The 16600-nt window shown below is 66.2% G+C and carries 17 protein-coding genes and 1 tRNA gene; 12 read left to right on the forward strand and 6 right to left on the reverse strand.

What is annotated here, in order from left to right; translation table 11 throughout:
• Positions 1-46: 46 nt before the first annotated feature.
• The 5 genes from CFB35_RS14710 (at position 47) to hisC (ending at position 3801) form a co-directional block, all read left to right on the forward strand.
• Positions 47-123: transfer RNA gene (locus CFB35_RS14710), tRNA-Gln, on the forward strand.
• A 44-nt stretch (positions 124-167) separates the two neighbouring features.
• Positions 168-1130, forward strand: coding sequence for a ribose-phosphate pyrophosphokinase (locus CFB35_RS14715; protein WP_059575643.1), 963 nt, complete (start codon positions 168-170; stop codon positions 1128-1130).
• A 161-nt stretch (positions 1131-1291) separates the two neighbouring features.
• Positions 1292-1897 carry a 50S ribosomal protein L25/general stress protein Ctc gene (locus tag CFB35_RS14720; RefSeq protein WP_059575641.1) on the forward strand — a complete coding sequence of 202 codons (606 nt, stop codon included), beginning with the start codon at positions 1292-1294 and terminating at the stop codon, positions 1895-1897.
• A 118-nt stretch (positions 1898-2015) separates the two neighbouring features.
• Complete coding sequence (gene pth / locus CFB35_RS14725) at positions 2016-2615, forward strand: aminoacyl-tRNA hydrolase (RefSeq protein WP_089465158.1); 600 nt, start codon at positions 2016-2018, stop codon at positions 2613-2615.
• Between the two features lie 118 nt (positions 2616-2733).
• Entirely contained in the window at positions 2734-3801 is a 1068-nt protein-coding gene (gene hisC / locus CFB35_RS14730) for a histidinol-phosphate transaminase (protein WP_060966639.1), read from the forward strand.
• 80 nt (positions 3802-3881) lie between these two features.
• Here hisC and CFB35_RS14735 read toward each other — a convergent pair whose 3' ends face one another.
• From CFB35_RS14735 to rsmD, 3 genes are all read right to left on the reverse strand, one after another.
• Positions 3882-4148 carry a YfhL family 4Fe-4S dicluster ferredoxin gene (locus CFB35_RS14735; protein WP_006477774.1) on the reverse strand — a complete coding sequence of 89 codons (267 nt, stop codon included), beginning with the start codon at positions 4146-4148 and terminating at the stop codon, positions 3882-3884.
• A 59-nt stretch (positions 4149-4207) separates the two neighbouring features.
• Positions 4208-4705 carry a pantetheine-phosphate adenylyltransferase gene (gene coaD / locus CFB35_RS14740; protein ID WP_014895999.1) on the reverse strand — a complete coding sequence of 166 codons (498 nt, stop codon included), beginning with the start codon at positions 4703-4705 and terminating at the stop codon, positions 4208-4210.
• A 111-nt stretch (positions 4706-4816) separates the two neighbouring features.
• Positions 4817-5431 carry a 16S rRNA (guanine(966)-N(2))-methyltransferase RsmD gene (gene rsmD / locus CFB35_RS14745; protein ID WP_089465159.1) on the reverse strand — a complete coding sequence of 205 codons (615 nt, stop codon included), beginning with the start codon at positions 5429-5431 and terminating at the stop codon, positions 4817-4819.
• 218 nt (positions 5432-5649) lie between these two features.
• On the opposite strand from rsmD, the gene ftsY reads away from it, so the two are divergent.
• Positions 5650-6810, forward strand: a complete 1161-nt coding sequence (gene ftsY, locus CFB35_RS14750; protein WP_089465160.1) for a signal recognition particle-docking protein FtsY — start codon at positions 5650-5652, stop codon at positions 6808-6810.
• 59 nt (positions 6811-6869) lie between these two features.
• On the opposite strand, the gene maiA is transcribed toward ftsY, so the two are convergent.
• On the reverse strand, positions 6870-7514 hold the full coding sequence (gene maiA / locus CFB35_RS14755; RefSeq protein ID WP_060966636.1) for a maleylacetoacetate isomerase: 645 nt from the start codon (positions 7512-7514) through the stop codon (positions 6870-6872).
• A 181-nt stretch (positions 7515-7695) separates the two neighbouring features.
• Here maiA and ybiB point away from each other — a divergent pair, with 181 nt between their 5' ends.
• Both ybiB and leuA read left to right on the forward strand, forming a co-directional pair.
• Complete coding sequence (gene ybiB, locus CFB35_RS14760) at positions 7696-8667, forward strand: DNA-binding protein YbiB (RefSeq protein ID WP_089465161.1); 972 nt, start codon at positions 7696-7698, stop codon at positions 8665-8667.
• 379 nt (positions 8668-9046) lie between these two features.
• Positions 9047-10693: a 2-isopropylmalate synthase gene (gene leuA, locus CFB35_RS14765; RefSeq protein WP_089465162.1), complete on the forward strand. Its 1647-nt coding sequence runs from the start codon at positions 9047-9049 to the stop codon at positions 10691-10693.
• Positions 10694-10848: 155 nt separating this feature from the next.
• On the opposite strand, the gene CFB35_RS14770 is transcribed toward leuA, so the two are convergent.
• Positions 10849-11232, reverse strand: coding sequence for a nuclear transport factor 2 family protein (locus CFB35_RS14770; protein WP_059642650.1), 384 nt, complete (start codon positions 11230-11232; stop codon positions 10849-10851).
• A 45-nt stretch (positions 11233-11277) separates the two neighbouring features.
• Positions 11278-11847: an acyloxyacyl hydrolase gene (locus CFB35_RS14775; protein ID WP_059642653.1), complete on the reverse strand. Its 570-nt coding sequence runs from the start codon at positions 11845-11847 to the stop codon at positions 11278-11280.
• Between the two features lie 359 nt (positions 11848-12206).
• Between CFB35_RS14775 and rpoH the strand changes: the two genes are divergently transcribed.
• From rpoH to cydB, 4 genes are all read left to right on the forward strand, one after another.
• The gene (gene rpoH, locus CFB35_RS14780) at positions 12207-13142 is read left to right on the forward strand and encodes an RNA polymerase sigma factor RpoH (RefSeq protein WP_060966632.1); all 936 of its coding nucleotides are present in this window, start codon (positions 12207-12209) and stop codon (positions 13140-13142) included.
• Positions 13143-13511: 369 nt separating this feature from the next.
• Complete coding sequence (gene cydP / locus CFB35_RS14785) at positions 13512-13793, forward strand: cytochrome oxidase putative small subunit CydP (protein WP_179231750.1); 282 nt, start codon at positions 13512-13514, stop codon at positions 13791-13793.
• Positions 13783-15363 (forward strand): cytochrome ubiquinol oxidase subunit I, encoded by a 1581-nt coding sequence (locus CFB35_RS14790; protein ID WP_059575619.1) that lies wholly within the window; start codon positions 13783-13785, stop codon positions 15361-15363. Before cydP ends, CFB35_RS14790 begins: the two co-directional genes overlap by 11 nt.
• A 31-nt stretch (positions 15364-15394) precedes the next feature.
• Positions 15395-16531: a cytochrome d ubiquinol oxidase subunit II gene (cydB, locus tag CFB35_RS14795; protein ID WP_089465163.1), complete on the forward strand. Its 1137-nt coding sequence runs from the start codon at positions 15395-15397 to the stop codon at positions 16529-16531.
• Positions 16532-16600: the final 69 nt, after the last annotated feature.

Consider the following 16600-nt stretch of genomic DNA (forward strand, 5'->3'; position numbering starts at 1 on the left):
TTGCCGAACGGCCTACACATGTTCGGTGAAGTTATCAGTTAAGTGTAGGGGAGTCGCCAAGTTGGTCAAGGCACCGGATTTTGATTCCGGCATGCGAGGGTTCGAGTCCTTCCTCCCCTGCCAAAAATTTTCCCGCATTTCCCGCCCAAGCCTGAAGCAGGTGCACGATGAGCAGCCACAGCCATGATGGCCTGATGGTCTTTACTGGCAACGCGAATCCCGCGCTCGCCCAGGAAGTCGTCAGTATCCTTGGTATTCCCCTCGGCAAAGCAATGGTCAGCCGTTTCTCCGACGGCGAGATCCAGGTCGAGATCCAGGAAAACGTGCGCGGCAAGGATGTCTTCGTCCTGCAATCCACGTGCGCACCGGCGAACGACAACCTGATGGAACTGATGATCATGGTCGATGCGCTCAAGCGCGCATCCGCCGGCCGGATCACCGCTGCCATCCCCTACTTCGGCTATGCCCGTCAGGATCGCCGCCCGCGTTCGGCGCGCGTCGCGATCTCGGCGAAGGTCGTCGCGAACATGCTGGAAATCGCCGGCGTCGAGCGGATCATCACGATGGATCTGCACGCCGACCAGATTCAAGGCTTCTTCGACATCCCGGTCGACAACATCTACGCGACGCCGATCCTGCTGGGCGACCTGCGCAAGCAGAACTACTCGGATCTGCTCGTCGTGTCGCCGGACGTCGGCGGCGTGGTGCGTGCCCGGGCGCTCGCGAAGCAGCTCAACTGCGATCTCGCGATCATCGACAAGCGTCGCCCGAAGGCGAACGTCGCCGAAGTGATGAACATCATCGGTGAAGTCGAAGGCCGCACCTGCGTGATCATGGACGACATGGTCGATACGGCCGGCACGCTCTGCAAGGCCGCGCAGGTGCTGAAGGACCGCGGCGCGAAGCAGGTGTTCGCCTACGCGACGCACCCGGTGCTGTCGGGCGGCGCCGCTGACCGCATCGCCGCATCGGCACTCGACGAGCTGGTCGTCACCGATACGATCCCGCTGTCGGCCGAATCGCTGGCGTGCTCGAAGATCCGCTCGCTGACGAGCGCGAGCCTGCTGGCCGAGACGTTCTCGCGGATTCGCCGCGGCGATTCGGTGATGTCGCTGTTCGCGGAATCCTGATCGCGAATCGACGCAACAAAGCATGCGCGGAAAGCGAAGCGGCAACGCTTCGCTTTTTGCACAATCGGACGGGATAGACGAAACCCCGGCCGTTTCATCGGGGGCCGCCATTTGATGGCCCCGTTTTACTGCCTGGTCGCGGGCAGCCATTGGAGAATCACATGAAAGTCGTCGCTTTCGAGCGCCAACAGCAAGGTACGGGTGCGAGCCGCCGCCTGCGCAACGCCGGTAAGACCACGGGTATCGTTTACGGTGGCGAAGCCGCCCCGCAAAAGATCGAACTCGATCACAACGCCCTGTGGCACGCCCTGAAGAAGGAAGCTTTCCACTCGTCGATCCTCGATCTCGAAGTGGCCGGCCAGTCGCAACAGGTTCTGCTGCGCGACGTGCAATACCACCCGTTCAAGCAACTGGTGCTGCACGTGGACTTCCAGCGCGTCGACGCGAAGAAGAAGCTGCACACGAAGGTGCCGCTGCACTTCCTGAACGCTGAAGTCAGCCCGGCCGTCAAGCTGTCGAGCGCGGTCGTTTCGCACGTCGCGACGGAAATCGAAGTCGAGTGCCTGCCGGCTGCCCTGCCGGAGTTCCTCGAAGTCGACCTGTCGAAGATCGAAGCCGGTCAGTCGCTGCACGCGAAGGACATCGCACTGCCGAAGGGCGTGACGCTGGTCGCGCACGTCGACGCGGAAAACCCGGTTGTCGCGTCGGCGACGATCCCGGCTGGTGCCGTGTCGGACGCAGCAGAAGGCGAAACGCCGGCTGCCTGAGCGGCTGCCTGCGCCCCATCGATCCGTTTCGCGAAACGGTCGACGCAACCCGCCGCGGCTTGCCCGGCGGGTTTTTCTTTTTCTGCGCCCAGGCGGCCGCCGCCGCCTTCGAAACGTCATGATCAAACTGATCGTCGGCCTCGGGAATCCCGGGGCGGAATACACCACGACGCGCCACAACGCCGGTTTCTGGCTGGTCGACCAGCTCGCCCGCGAAGCCGGCACGACGCTGCGCGACGAACGCCGTTTCCACGGCTTCTACGCGAAAGCGCGCCTGCACGGCGAGGAAGTCCATCTGCTCGAGCCGCAGACCTACATGAACCGCTCCGGCCAGTCGGTCGTCGCGCTCGCGCAATTCTTCAAGATCCTGCCCGACCAGATCCTCGTCGCGCACGACGAGCTCGATCTGCCGCCCGGCACCGTGAAGCTGAAGCTCGGCGGCGGCAGCGGCGGCCACAACGGGCTGAAGGACATCACCGCGCATCTGTCGTCGCAGCAATACTGGCGGCTGCGGATCGGCATCGGCCATCCGCGCGACCTGATTCCGGAAAGTGCGCGCGCCGGCGCGAAGCCCGACGTCGCGAACTTCGTGCTGAAGCCGCCGCGCCGCGAGGAACAGGACGTGATCGACGCATCGATCGAACGCGCGCTCGCCGTGATGCCGATGGTCGTCAAGGGCGAACTCGACCGCGCGACGATGCAACTGCATCGCAACTGATCGCCCGCCGCACCGGCCCGGTGCATCGGCCGTCCCGCGCAACCGGGCGGCCTCGCCCGCCCCACCGCGACGCGTACATGCGGTAATCTGGACGTTTTTGCCCGACAGGAGCCAAGCGGTGAGCCGTTACTGGAGCGACGTCGTTCAGCAACTCGTGCCTTACGTGCCGGGCGAACAGCCCGCGCTCGCGCACCCCGTCAAGCTGAACACCAACGAGAATCCCTATCCGCCGTCGCCGCGCGTCGTCGCGGCGATCGCACGCGAACTCGGCGACACCGGCGACACGCTGCGCCGCTATCCGGACCCGGTCGCGCGCGCGCTGCGCGAGACGGTCGCGGCCCATCACCGCATCCAGCCCGGACAGGTGTTCGTCGGCAACGGCTCCGACGAGGTGCTCGCGCATGCGTTCCAGGCGCTGCTCAAGCACGACCGGCCGCTGCGCTTTCCCGACATCACGTACAGCTTCTACCCGACCTACGCGCGCCTGTACGGCGTCGAGACCACGGTCGTGCCGCTCGCGGACGATTTCTCGATCCGCGTCGACGATTATCTCGACGACGCCGGCGGCGTGCTGTTTCCGAACCCGAACGCGCCGACCGGGCGCGCGCTGCCGCTCGCGGACGTCGAGCGGATCGCGGCCGCGAATCCGTCGTCGGTCGTCGTGATCGACGAAGCGTACGTCGATTTCGGCGCGCAGTCGGCGATTACGCTGATCGACCGTCATCCGAACCTGCTCGTCGTGCATACGACGTCGAAGGCGCGCTCGCTCGCGGGCATGCGCGTCGGCTTCGCGTTCGGCGATGCGGCGCTGATCGACGCGCTGAACCGCGTGAAGGACAGCTTCAACTCGTACCCGCTCGACCGGCTCGCGCAGGTTGCCGCACAGGCCGCGTATGAAGACACCGATCATTTCAACGCCACCTGCCGGCGCGTGATCGACAGCCGCGCGCGGCTCACGCATGCGCTCGGCGCACTCGGCTTCGAGATCGTGCCGTCGGCCGCGAATTTCGTGTTCGCGCGCCATCCCGCGCACGATGCGGGCACGATCGCGGCGAAGCTGAAGGAACGGGAAATTTTCGTGCGGCACTTCCGGCTGCCGCGGATCGACCAGCACCTGCGTATCACCGTCGGCACCGATGCCGAATGCGATGCGCTCGTCGCGGCGTTGCGCGCGCTGCTGGCCTGACACGGAAAGATCGGCGCCGGGCGGCGCCGATCCGAAAGCGCGGCGCGCGGGCCAATCGAGGCGCGCGCGTCAGCGCAGAATCACGATGCGTCGTCGCCCTTCACGGCGATCAGCGCGTGATACTTCTCCATCAATTGCGCATGCGATTCGTCATGCTGCGGATCGCGCGGAATGCATTCGACCGGACACACCTGCTGGCACTGCGGTTCGTCGAAATGGCCGACGCACTCGGTGCACTTGTTCGGGTCGATCACGTAGATGTCCGGGCCCATCGAAATCGCGCCGTTCGGGCACTCGGGCTCGCACACGTCGCAATTGATGCACTCGTCGGTAATCATCAAAGCCATACTGATCTCACTTCTTCAGGCCGTCGGCCGGCCTCGCAACGAAACCGGCCGACGCCGCGTCACGCGGCGGGGCCTCCCATCGCGGCGACTTTCTCGGTCAACCATTTCTCGACGGACGGAAACACGAATTTGCTGACATCGCCGCCCAATTGCGCGATTTCACGCACGATCGTTCCCGAGATGAACTGGTACTGGTCGGACGGCGTCATGAACATCGTCTCGACGTCGGGCAGCAGATAGCGGTTCATCCCTGCCATCTGGAACTCATACTCGAAATCGGACACGGCGCGCAGCCCGCGCACGATCACGCGCGCATTGTTGACGCGGACGAAATCCTTCAGGAGGCCTGTGAAACTCATCACCTTCACGTTCGGGTAATGGCCGAGCACCTCGTTCGCAATCGTCAGACGTTCTTCGAGCGAGAAAAACGGCTTTTTCGCGCGGCTGTCGGCAACGCCCACCACCAGCGTATCAAAAATGCTCGACGCGCGCCGCACGAGGTCTTCGTGCCCGCGCGTCAGCGGATCGAACGTACCGGGATACACGGCGACTACCATGTCGCTCCTCCTGTCATCACGCAAACGGGATGGCAGCCGTGCGATGCACGCGCCGCTGCCGAGATGGGCATGCGTCGCCTTTGCGGCGCGCCGCCTCGTATGGAACGCGCATTATTCATCATTTTCGCGCCGCAGCAAATGATAGTGAACCGCCCCCGCCTTGCCGCGCTTCACCACCTGCCAGCCAGCCAGCGCGTCGTGCGCGGCCGGATCGAGTTCCGCCCCCGTTTCGACGTACAGCGCGCCGTCCGCCGCGACGAGCGGCGCCGCCAGCGCGATCGCGCGCTCGAGCGCGGCCGGGTCGTCGAACGGCGGATCGAGGAACACGACGTCGAACGCGCCCGGCGTGAGCCCGGCCGCGAGCCGCAGCGCATCGGCTTCGGCGATCTCGACCGAACGGGCGCCGAGCTTGTCCTTGATCGCACGCAGCTGCTGCGCCGCGCGCGGATGGCGCTCGACCATCACGACGCTCGCCGCGCCGCGCGACGCGGCCTCGAAGCCGAGCGCGCCGGTGCCCGCGAACAGGTCGAGGCAGCGCCAGCCTTCGAGATCCTGGCCGAGCCAGTTGAACAGCGTCTCGCGTACGCGATCGGGCGTCGGGCGCAGGCCGTCGAGATCGAGCACCGCGAGCGGCGTGCGTTTCCAGTCGCCGCCGATGATGCGGATCGTGTGCGGCTTGCCGCGGCCGGAAGGGGCCGCTGAGCGGCCGGAAGAGGAACGGGACATTCGGGAATATCGACAACGGAGGGACCGGACGCGCGCAGCCGCGCGCCGCCAAACAGGCGCACGTTACCACAGCGGCGACGCGCGCTGACGCGAGCGCCACGCCGCACTGATAAAATGCACGGTTTCGGCCGCCGAGCGCCGCGCCCACGCGAACGCAGAACGGCCCGTCCGGCGCCCCCGCCCCCGGCGGCGGCCCGCCCTCTTCCCGACGCCAGACCATGTTCAGTTTCTTCAAACGATTCAAGAAAACGCAGGAGCCCGATCCGGCGGAATCGCAATCGGCCGACGCGCAGCAAGCGGACGAAGCGTCCGACGCCGACGCGCCCGCGCTCGACGCGCCACCCGCGGCCGAGCTGCCGCAGGCGAGCGCCCAACCGGCCGCGCCGGCCGTCGTGATGACGGTCACGCCGACCAACGACGGCCGCGACGAAGTCGTGGAGACGGTCGAGATCGTCCCGCCGCCGCAGCAGGACGCCTCCGCGAAGAAGTCGTGGCTCGCGCGCCTGAAAACGGGGCTCGCGAAGACGGGCTCGAGCATCACCGGCGTCTTCGTCAACACGAAGATCGACGAAGACCTGTACGAGGAGCTCGAAACCGCGCTGCTGATGTCCGACGCGGGCGTCGACGCGACCGAATACCTGCTCGGCGCGCTGCGCGAGAAGGTGCGCGCGGGCCGGCTGACCGATCCGCAGCAGGTGAAGGATGCGCTGCACGACCTGCTCGTCGAGCTGCTGGCGCCGCTCGAGAAATCGCTGATGCTCGGCCACGCGCAGCCGCTCGTGATGATGATCGCCGGCGTGAACGGCGCGGGCAAGACGACCAGCATCGGCAAGCTCGCGAAGCATCTGCAGAGCTTCGACCAGTCGGTGCTGCTGGCCGCCGGCGACACGTTCCGCGCGGCCGCGCGCGAACAGCTGGCGGTCTGGGGCGAGCGCAACAACGTGACGGTCGTGCAGCAGGAAAGCGGCGATCCGGCCGCGGTGATCTTCGACGCGGTCAGCGCCGCGCGCGCGCGCAAGATCGACGTGATGATGGCCGACACGGCCGGCCGCCTGCCGACGCAGCTGCACCTGATGGAAGAGCTGAAGAAGGTGAAGCGCGTGATCGCGAAGGCGCACGACGGCGCGCCGCACGAGGTGCTGCTGGTGATCGACGCGAACACCGGCCAGAACGCGCTCACGCAGGTGAAGGCGTTCGACGACGCGCTGGGCCTGACCGGCCTGATCGTCACGAAGCTCGACGGCACCGCGAAGGGCGGGATTCTCGCCGCGATCGCGCGGCAACGGCCGGTGCCCGTCTACTTCATCGGCGTCGGCGAGAAGGTCGAGGACCTGCAGCCGTTCAGCGCGGTGGAATTCGCGGACGCGCTGCTCGGCTGACCGCCGCCGGCTCGCCTCGCACGGGGCGCCTTCGGGCGCCCTTTTTCATGCGGTCGCGCTCATTCCGCGTCGGGCTGCACACCCGGCTCGGCGGCCTTGAACGCATCGATCGTCGCCGCATGGTCGACGATCCGCTGGATCGTCGGGAAACGCGTCGTATCGATCGAGAAGCGGTTCGCGTTGAACACCTGCGGCACGAGGCACACGTCGGCGAGCGTCGGCGTGTCGCCGAAGCACAGCTTGCCGGTGCGCGGATCGTTCGCGAGACGGGTCTCCAGTGTGTCGAAGCCCGCCTCGATCCAGTGCCGGTACCACGCGTTCTTTGCGTCCTCGGACACCTTCAGCGTGTGCTTCAGGTACTTCAGCACGCGCAGGTTGTTGAGCGGATGAATCTCGCACGCGATCTGCAGCGCGACCGCGCGCACGTACGCGCGATCGACCGGCTGCTTCGGCAGCAACGGGGGCTCGGGATGGGTTTCGTCGAGATATTCGATGATCGCGAGCGACTGCTGCAGCGTCGCGTCGCCGTCGATCAGCGTCGGCACGACCGCATCCGGATTCAGCGCGCGGTACGCGTCCTTCAGTTGCTCGCCGCCGTCGCGCAGCATGTGCACGGGCGCATAGTCGAACGGCAACTGCTTCAGGTTCAGGGCGATCCGCACGCGGTACGACGCGGAACTGCGGAAATAGCTGTAGAGCTTCATGGGATGTCTCGCTTTTGGTCGTATTCGGCCGGCGGCGGCACGGGCGCGGCGCAGCCGGCGCGCGCGGCGCCGGGAACCAGAGTGTAGCGCGGCGCGATGCGCGGCCGCGCCCGTGCGATACTCGGGGCATTCCTCACCGCTCACCGCGCGGCCCGATGCCGGCCGCCCGCCCCACGTTCCGATGACCGCTTCCCACGATCCCGCCGCCCCGTTCCCTTGCGCCCGCTTCATCAAGGAAATCGGCCGCGGCCCGAACGGCGCGCGCGCCCTGTCCGCCGAGGACACGTTCGAGCTCTATCGCGCGATGCTCGATGCGCGCGTGTCGGACCTCGAACTCGGCGCGATCCTGATCGCCTATCGGCTGAAAGGCGAATCCGCCGACGAACTGGCCGCGATGCTCGCCGCCGCGCAGGCGTCGTTCGAGCCCGTGCACGTGCAGGACGCCGCGTTCCGCCCGGTGTCGATCCCGAGCTACAACGGCGCGCGCAAGCAGCCGAACCTCGTGCCGCTGCTCGCATTGCTGCTCGCGCGCGAAGGCGTGCCGGTGCTCGTGCATGGGGTGGAGCGCGATCCGGGCCGCGTGACGAGCGCGGAGATTTTCTCGGCGCTGTCGCTCGCGCCGTCGACGTCGCACGATGCGATCGAGGACACGCTCGCCGAACGCCGCGTCGCATTCGCGCCGATCGACGTGCTCGCGCCGCGCATCGCGCACCTGCTGTCGATGCGCAGGGTGCTCGGCGTGCGCAACTCGACGCATACGCTCGTGAAGATTCTGCAGCCGTTCGCGCCGGCCGGCCTGCGGCTCGTCAACTACACGCACCCGCCGTACCGCGACAGCCTCGCGCAGCTGTTCCGCGATCATCCGGACGCCGCGCTCGGCGGTGCGCTGCTCGCGCGCGGCACCGAAGGCGAAGCGGTGGCCGACACGCGGCGCCAGGTGCAGGTCGACTGGCTGCACGACGGCGTGTGCGACACGCTGATCGACGCCGAGCGTTCGTCGACCGACGCGCCGCCCGTCGCGCTGCCCGAGTCGCGCGATGCGGCGACCACGGCCGCGTGGACGGACGCCGTGCTGCGCGGCGAGGTGCCGGTGCCCGACACGGTCGCGCGGCAGGTCGCGACGATCGTGCGGATCGCCCGCGTCGCGCGCTGACGGCGCGGCGGCGCCCGCCCCGTTATCCCGATATTTGACACGGGAGCGCATCCTGGCATAGAGTTGGCGTCATGCGTTCCTTTCCGAACACCCTCCGAATTACCTCCGGCCGCCTAGCGCGGCCGCTATCGCTACGACTAGCCTAAGGCTGTCGTAGCGCCGTGTGCTGTCCGCACGGTCCTCCCAGCAGTTCCTCGCCGTACCCCTCTCGCAGTTTTTACAACCCGAAGTCGTCAGCCTTCGTCCGTCCATCCGTCGGCCGATTCGCGAAGACCATCCGCATCCATGGCGCCATCGCGCGCCGGGGGGTGCGAGGCAGCGCCAACCATCGCCCATGCCGCCCGTCTTCGCTCGCGACTTGAGACCCGAGGTCCAGAAGATGATGCGCAATCCGCAAGACAAGTACCGTCCGTTCGAGCCCGTCCGCCTCAATGGCCGCCGCTGGCCGGCCCGCACCATCGAGCGCGCGCCCGTGTGGATGAGCACCGACCTGCGCGACGGCAACCAGTCGCTGATCGAGCCGATGAGCATCGAGCAGAAGCTCGAGTTCTTCGAGATGCTGATCGCGATCGGATTCAAGGAGATCGAAGTCGGCTTTCCGTCGGCGTCGCAAACCGATTTCGATTTCGTCCGCAAGCTGATCGACGACAAGCGGATTCCCGACGACGTGACGATCGAGGTGCTCGTGCAGTCGCGCGAAGACCTGATCGCGCGCACGTTCGACGCGCTCGAAGGCGTGCCGCGCGCGATCGTGCACCTGTACAACGCGGTCTGCCCGTCGTTCCGCCGCATCGTGTTCGGGATGTCGAAGGACGACGTGAAGGCGCTCGCGATCGACGGCACGCGCATCATCAAGGAACACGCCGCCGCGCGCCCCGATACGCACTGGACGTTCCAGTACTCGCCGGAAACCTTCAGCATGACCGAGCTGACGTTCGCGCGCGAGATCTGCGACGCAGTCGCGCAGACGTGGCGTCCGACCCGCGATCACAAGATGATCGTCAACCTGCCGGCCACCGTCGAAGCCGCGACCCCGAACGTGTTCGCCGACCAGATCGAATGGATGGACCGCAACCTCGCGTATCGCGACAGCATCGTGCTGTCCGTGCATCCGCACAACGATCGCGGCACGGCGGTCGCGGCGGCCGAACTCGCGCTGCTCGCGGGCGCCGACCGCATCGAGGGCTGCCTGTTCGGCAACGGCGAGCGCACCGGCAACGTCGATCTCGTCACGCTCGCGTTGAACCTCTACACGCAAGGCATCGACCCGGGCCTCGATTTCTCCGACATCGATGCGGTGCGCCGCGTCGTCGAGCGCTGCAACCAGATTCCCGTGCATCCGCGCCACCCGTACGCGGGCGACCTCGTGTTCACCGCGTTTTCGGGCTCGCACCAGGACGCGATCCGCAAGGGCTTCGCGCAGCAGCGCGCCGACGCGGTCTGGGAAGTGCCGTACCTGCCGATCGACCCGGCCGATCTCGGCCGCAGCTACGACGCGGTGATCCGCGTGAACAGCCAGTCCGGCAAGGGCGGCGCGACGTTCCTGCTCGAACGCGGGATGGGCTTCACGCCGACGCGCCGCGTGCAGATCGAATTCAGCCAGGCGGTGCAGACGCTCGCCGATGCGTCGGGCGAGGAAGTGACGGGCGACGCGATCTGCGCGCTGTTCGCACGCGAATTCCTCGAAACCGACGGCCCGGCCGCGCGCCACGGCAGCGGCGCGCGCTGGCGGAACCGCGAGATCGCGGCGGCGCCCGCCGCCGACGCGACGCCCGACGACACCGTGCGACGTTTCGCCGCGGCCTTTGCGACGGCCGCCGGCGCCGCCGTCGACATTGCGTCGTGCGAACACGTGCGCGCCGCGGACGGCCGGATCGCGGTATCGGTCGGCTGCCGGGTCGGCGACGCGCCGCTGCGGCACGGCGTCGGCGTGCACGCCGAGGCGGCGAGCGCGGCGCTCGATGCGCTCGTCAGCGCGATCAACCGCTCGGCATGGCACTGCGCGGATCGCCGCGCGGCGGCCTGAGCGCCGGGCTTCGATGCAGGGTTGAATGTCAGCGAGCGGTGCGTGACCGCCCGTGCGCCGCGCGATCCGCGCCGCACGAGGCAGCAAAAAGCGGCTCAGAAGGCCGCTTCGGTCGAGGCATGAAAAGGGACACTACCCGGGGGCGCCACCCGCGCTCATGTTTCGGTCGCGCACCGCGTCGCCTGCCACGCGAGCAGCCGCCACTGCCCGTGCTCGTGCGTGTGCACGGCCGTGTAGGCGATCGGAAACACGAGGCCGCCATTGTTCGTTTCCATCTCGATCAACGCGCGCCCGGTCACGACGCAGGTGGCATCGCCGACGGGCAGCAGGTCCTGCGACTGGACCTCGATCTGACGATAGCGGCGGCGGCCGGCGACGATGGCGTCGATGAACTGCTGCTTCGTTTCGCGTTTGCCGTTGGTGTGCACGAAGAACACCTTGTCCGACAATTGCGCGTCGAGCGCCTCGCCGTCGCCGTCCACCATCGCCCGGAACCGATCGCGCTCGAGCGCGCGGATCGCATCGACCACCTTCGCCATCGCCTGACTCCTCGGCAACGCGCCCGCCGTGCGCCGGCGTGCGGATCAGAAGTTGTACTGCAGGTAGAACTGGTGGAAATTTATACCAGGATTCGGCTCTTTGATACCCGCGTTAGACACATGTTGGAAACGGTAACCAACCTGATACTGTTGCCGTTCGCCGAACTGCGCGCCGACGCCGACGACGTCCGCGAACTGGAACGATGTCGACAGCGACAGATTGTTCGAGATCGTCGGATGCGTAAGGAACCGGATGCCGGCGCCGGCCTCGACGAACGGGCGAACCTGGCCCGCGCTCTTGATGAAACGGAACATCGGCGTCGCGCCGAATTCACCGATGTTGGCGTGCACGTTGCCGCCGGTGTGCCAGTAGCCGACATGGCCTTCCATCACGAACGCGAAGTGCCAGCCGCCGATTTCCCACCAGTTCCAGCCCGGATCCCAGACCACGCCGAGATCGGCCTTGTCGATCCCGTGGCGATCGGAAAATCCGCCGCCCGCCTGGATTCCCCAGCGATCCGCGAAAGCCGCACCCGATCCGCCCAGGAGAGACGCCGCCAGCATCGCGTGCAGCACCACCCGGCCGCGGGGCCGACGGTTCTTCTTATTGTTCATCTGACACTCCAACTTTGTGGGTTGAATGGAGCCTGCCGCGACGGCCCGGCCCGAGCGAACTGAATGGTATGGTAAAGGACTTTTCGGATCGGCATCACGAAGCGAAATTGTTTGCTTCCAAAACGACAAAAATCGAAATCGTCTCCCGATTCCCATCAGAAACAACGGCTTACGGAACTTCGCGGCGGAGGCCTTGTCGCAGAATAGACTATCGACTCGACTGATTCGATAGAAAATAGGGAACTTGGATGCCCCCGTGGCCTCTAAGGAATTAGCACTCATCTTGCGGGAGTGCTAAGATGGCCTCCGGAATCTCAACCGAGACCGGGGGTTTGCCCCTGATTCCAAAGGAGTTTTTAGTGAGCAACGCCCTGACCCTCCCGAACACCCTGCGCCCGACGCCGGCCAAGGCCGAATCGGCAGGCTCGCTGGCGCTCGCAGCCCAATCGATGTTGCCCGGCCAGCTCGGCAACATCGACGCGTACATCCAGGCCGTCAATCGCATTCCGCTGCTGACCGCCGAAGAGGAACGCCGGTACGCAACCGAATTCCGCGAGGACAACAACCTCGACGCGGCGCGTCGGCTCGTGCTGTCGCACCTGCGTCTCGTCGTGTCGATCGCGCGCAACTACCTCGGCTACGGCCTGCCGCACGGCGACCTGATCCAGGAAGGCAACATCGGCCTGATGAAAGCCGTGAAGCGGTTCGACCCGGCGCAAAACGTGCGCCTGGTGTCGTATGCGATTCACTGGATCAAGGCCGAGATCCACGAGTACATCCTGCGCAACTGGCGCATGGTGAAGGTCGCGACGACGAAGGCGCAGCGCAAGCTGTTCTTCAACCTGCGCAGCCACAAGAAGAGCATGCAGGCGATGACGCCGGAGGAAATCGACGGCCTCGCGCAGGAGCTCAACGTCAAGCGCGAGGAAGTGACCGAGATGGAAACGCGCCTGTCGGGCGGCGACATCGCGCTCGAAGGGCAGGTCGACGACGGCGAGGAGTCGTACGCGCCGATCGCCTACCTGGCCGACTCGCACAACGAGCCGACCGCCGTGCTCGCCGCGCGCCAGCGCGACATGCTGCAGACGGACGGCATCGCGCAGGCGCTCGACGCGCTCGACGCGCGCAGCCGCCGCATCATCGAGGCGCGCTGGCTGCACGTCGACGACGACGGCTCGGGCGGCTCGACGCTGCACGATCTCGCCGCCGAGTTCGGCGTGTCGGCGGAACGCATCCGCCAGATCGAAGCGAGCGCGATGAAAAAGATGCGCACGGCCCTCGCCGAATACGCGTAAATCCCGGCGATTCAGAGCACTGCATCGAAACCGCTGCCCGACCGGCAGCGGTTTTTTTTCGTCCGTTTTCCACTGCTTTTGACGCGCTTTTCAGCGCGTTTCACGCCCCGTTTCCCTCCCCGTTTCCCGCCCGTTAATTGAACTGATTCATCCGGCATTGCGCTATTTGCAGCGCTCATCCGCATAACCTTGATCCACCTCAATTTTCAACCCCTGTTTCGCGACGGTCTGCCGCAGCGCAGCACTCGGCATCGGAAAGCAGTCCTTTTAAAATTGGCACGTCAGGCGCAAAAGGATTAAAACAGCTTCACGGCCGTCACCAATCCGACGTAAAGTCGCCCCCAATCCGACCTAAATCGATTCAGGATAATCGCCTTGATCTCGATCAATAAAGAGCCTGCGCCGCCCTCGCGGCCGGCCGGCCCGATCGGCTGGCGCGCGCGCATCGCCGCATGGGCACGCGGACCGACCCTCGCCCGCGACATCACCCTGGTGCTGATCGTCAAGCTGATCCTCCTGATGTCGCTCAAATACGCATTCTTCAATCATCCGCAGGCCGAGCACATGTCGTTGCCGCCTGCCGCCGTGGCCGAGAAGCTGCTCTCGGTGCCGGCGCCTGCACCCACCGAGGGAGACCACCATGATAAGTAGCGAAGTCGTCGATCTGTCGCGTCTGCAGTTCGGCATCACGGCGCTCTACCACTTCCTGTTCGTGCCGCTGACGCTCGGCCTGTCCTGGCTGCTCGTCATCATGGAAGCCGTCTACGTGATGACCGGCAAACAGGTCTACAAGGACATGACGCAGTTCTGGGGCAAGCTGTTCGGGATCAACTTCGCGATGGGCGTGACGACCGGCATCACGCTCGAATTCCAGTTCGGCACGAACTGGTCGTACTACTCGCACTACGTCGGCGACATCTTCGGCGTGCCGCTCGCGGTCGAAGGCCTGATGGCGTTCTTCCTCGAATCGACGTTCGTCGGCCTGTTCTTCTTCGGCTGGAACCGCCTGTCGAAGGTCAAGCACCTGATCGTCACGTTCCTCGTCGCGCTGGGCTCGAACCTGTCCGCGTTGTGGATCCTCGTCGCGAACGGCTGGATGAACAACCCGGTCGGCGCCGAATTCAACTACCAGACGATGCGCATGGAGATGACGAGCCTGTTCGACGTGCTGTTCAACCCGGTCGCGCAGGTGAAGTTCGTGCACACCGTGTCGGCCGGCTACGTGTCGGCGGCGATGTTCGTGCTCGGCGTGTCGTCGTGGTACCTGCTGAAGAAGCGCGACGTCGACTTCGCGCTGCGCTCGTTCGCGGTCGCGGCCGGCTTCGGCCTCGCGGCCACGCTGTGCGTGATCGTGCTCGGCGACGAATCGGGCTACACGACCGGCGAAGTGCAGAAGATGAAGCTCGCCGCGATCGAATCCGAATGGGAAACGCAACCGGCGCCCGCGTCGTTCACGCTGATCGGCATCCCGAACCAGGAGGAACAGCGCACCGACTACGCGATCAAGATCCCGTACGCGCTCGGCCTGATCGCGACGCGCTCGATCGACGAACCCGTGATCGGCCTGCGCGACCTCGCGAAGCACAGCGAGGAGCACATCCAGAGCGGGATGATCGCGTACGGTGCGCTGCAGAAGATCAAGCAGGGCGACACGAGCGACGCGACGCGCGCGCTGTTCGACCAGCACAAGCAGTATCTCGGCTACGGGCTGATGCTCAAGCAGTTCACGCCGAACGTGACCGACGCGACGCCCGAGCAGATCAAGGCCGCCGCGAAGAAGACGATCCCGCCCGTCGCGCCGGTGTTCTTCTCGTTCCGGATCATGGTGTTCCTCGGCTTCCTGTTCGTCGCGACGTTCGTTGCCGCGTTCTGGTTCTGCGCGCGCCGGCAACTGCTGCAGGACAACCGCCGCTGGTTCCTGCGCTACGCGGTGTGGGCGATCCCGCTGCCGTGGATCGCGATCGAATTCGGCTGGATCGTCGCCGAACTCGGCCGCCAGCCGTGGACGATCGCCGGCGTGCTGCCGACGCACCTGTCCGCGTCGAGCCTGCAGCCGAGCGACCTGTACCTGAGTCTCGCCGGCTTCATCCTGTTCTACACCGCGCTGTTCGTCATCGAGATCAAGCTGATGTTCAAGTACGCGCGCCTCGGCCCGTCGTCGCTGCATACCGGCCGCTATCACCACGAACTCGCCGCTGCCGGCGAGCGGGCCGCGGTTTGAACACGCCCTCGCAACCGAACAAGGAATCGCTATGGACTATGCAACGCTCAAGCTGATCTGGTGGGTGCTCGTCGGCGTGCTGCTGATCGGCTTCGCCGTCACCGACGGCTTCGACATGGGCGCGACCGCGCTGCTGCCGTTCCTCGGCAAGACCGACGAGGAGCGCCGCATCATCGTCAACACGGTCGGCGCGACGTGGGAAGGCAACCAGGTGTGGCTGATCACGGCCGGCGGCGCGATGTTCGCGGCCTGGCCGCTCGTCTACGCGGCGTCGTTCTCCGGCTTCTACTTCGCGATGCTGCTCGTGCTGTTCGCGCTGTTCTTCCGGCCGGTGGGCTTCGACTACCGCAGCAAGCGGCCGGACCCGCGCTGGCGCGCGGGCTGGGACTGGGGCCTGTTCGCCGGCGGCTTCGTGCCGGCGCTCGTGTTCGGCGTCGCGTTCGGCAACCTGCTGCAGGGCGTGCCGTTCAAGTTCGACAGCGACCTGCGCGTGACCTACTACGGCGGCTTCTGGGCGCTGCTGAACCCGTTCGCGCTGCTGTGCGGGCTCGTCAGCCTCACGATGCTCGTCGCGCACGGCGCGGCGTTCATCAAGATGAAGACCGACGGCGCGATCGCGCGCCGTGCGTCGATCGCGCTGCGCGTGGCGTCGTTCCTCGCGGTCGTGCTGTTCGTGCTGGCCGGCGTGCTGGTGGCCTCCTACATCGGCGGCTTCCACATCACCCACGCCGCGCCGACCGACACCGTCGCGAACCCGCTGCTCAAGGACGTCGCCGCCGGTTCGGGCCTGTGGCTCGCGAACTACGGCGACTATCCGTGGATGATCGCGGCGCCGGTCGCCGGGATCGCGGGCGGCGTGCTCGCGCTGCTGCTCGCCGGCTCGAAGCAGGAAAAGACGGCGTTCTTCTGCACGGGCCTGATGATCGCCGGCGTGATCCTGACCGCGGGCTTCTCGATGTTCCCGTTCATCATGCCGTCGTCGCTCGACCCGCGCAGCAGCCTGACCGTGTGGGATTCGACGTCGAGCCACATGACGCTGCAGGTGATGCTGTTCGCGGTGATCGTGTTCCTGCCGATCGTGCTGATCTACACGAGCTGGGTGTATCGCGTGATGCGCGGGAAGGTCACGCACCAGACGCTCGAAGAGAACAAGCACTCGATGTATTGATGCATTGAACCGGGTCGGGGCGCGCGGGCGCCTCGCCCGCCGTTCCACCGTTTCGCAAGGAGTCGGATC

The organism is Burkholderia sp. AU16482 (genome assembly GCF_002223285.1).
GTDB lineage: Bacteria > Pseudomonadota > Gammaproteobacteria > Burkholderiales > Burkholderiaceae > Burkholderia > Burkholderia semiarida.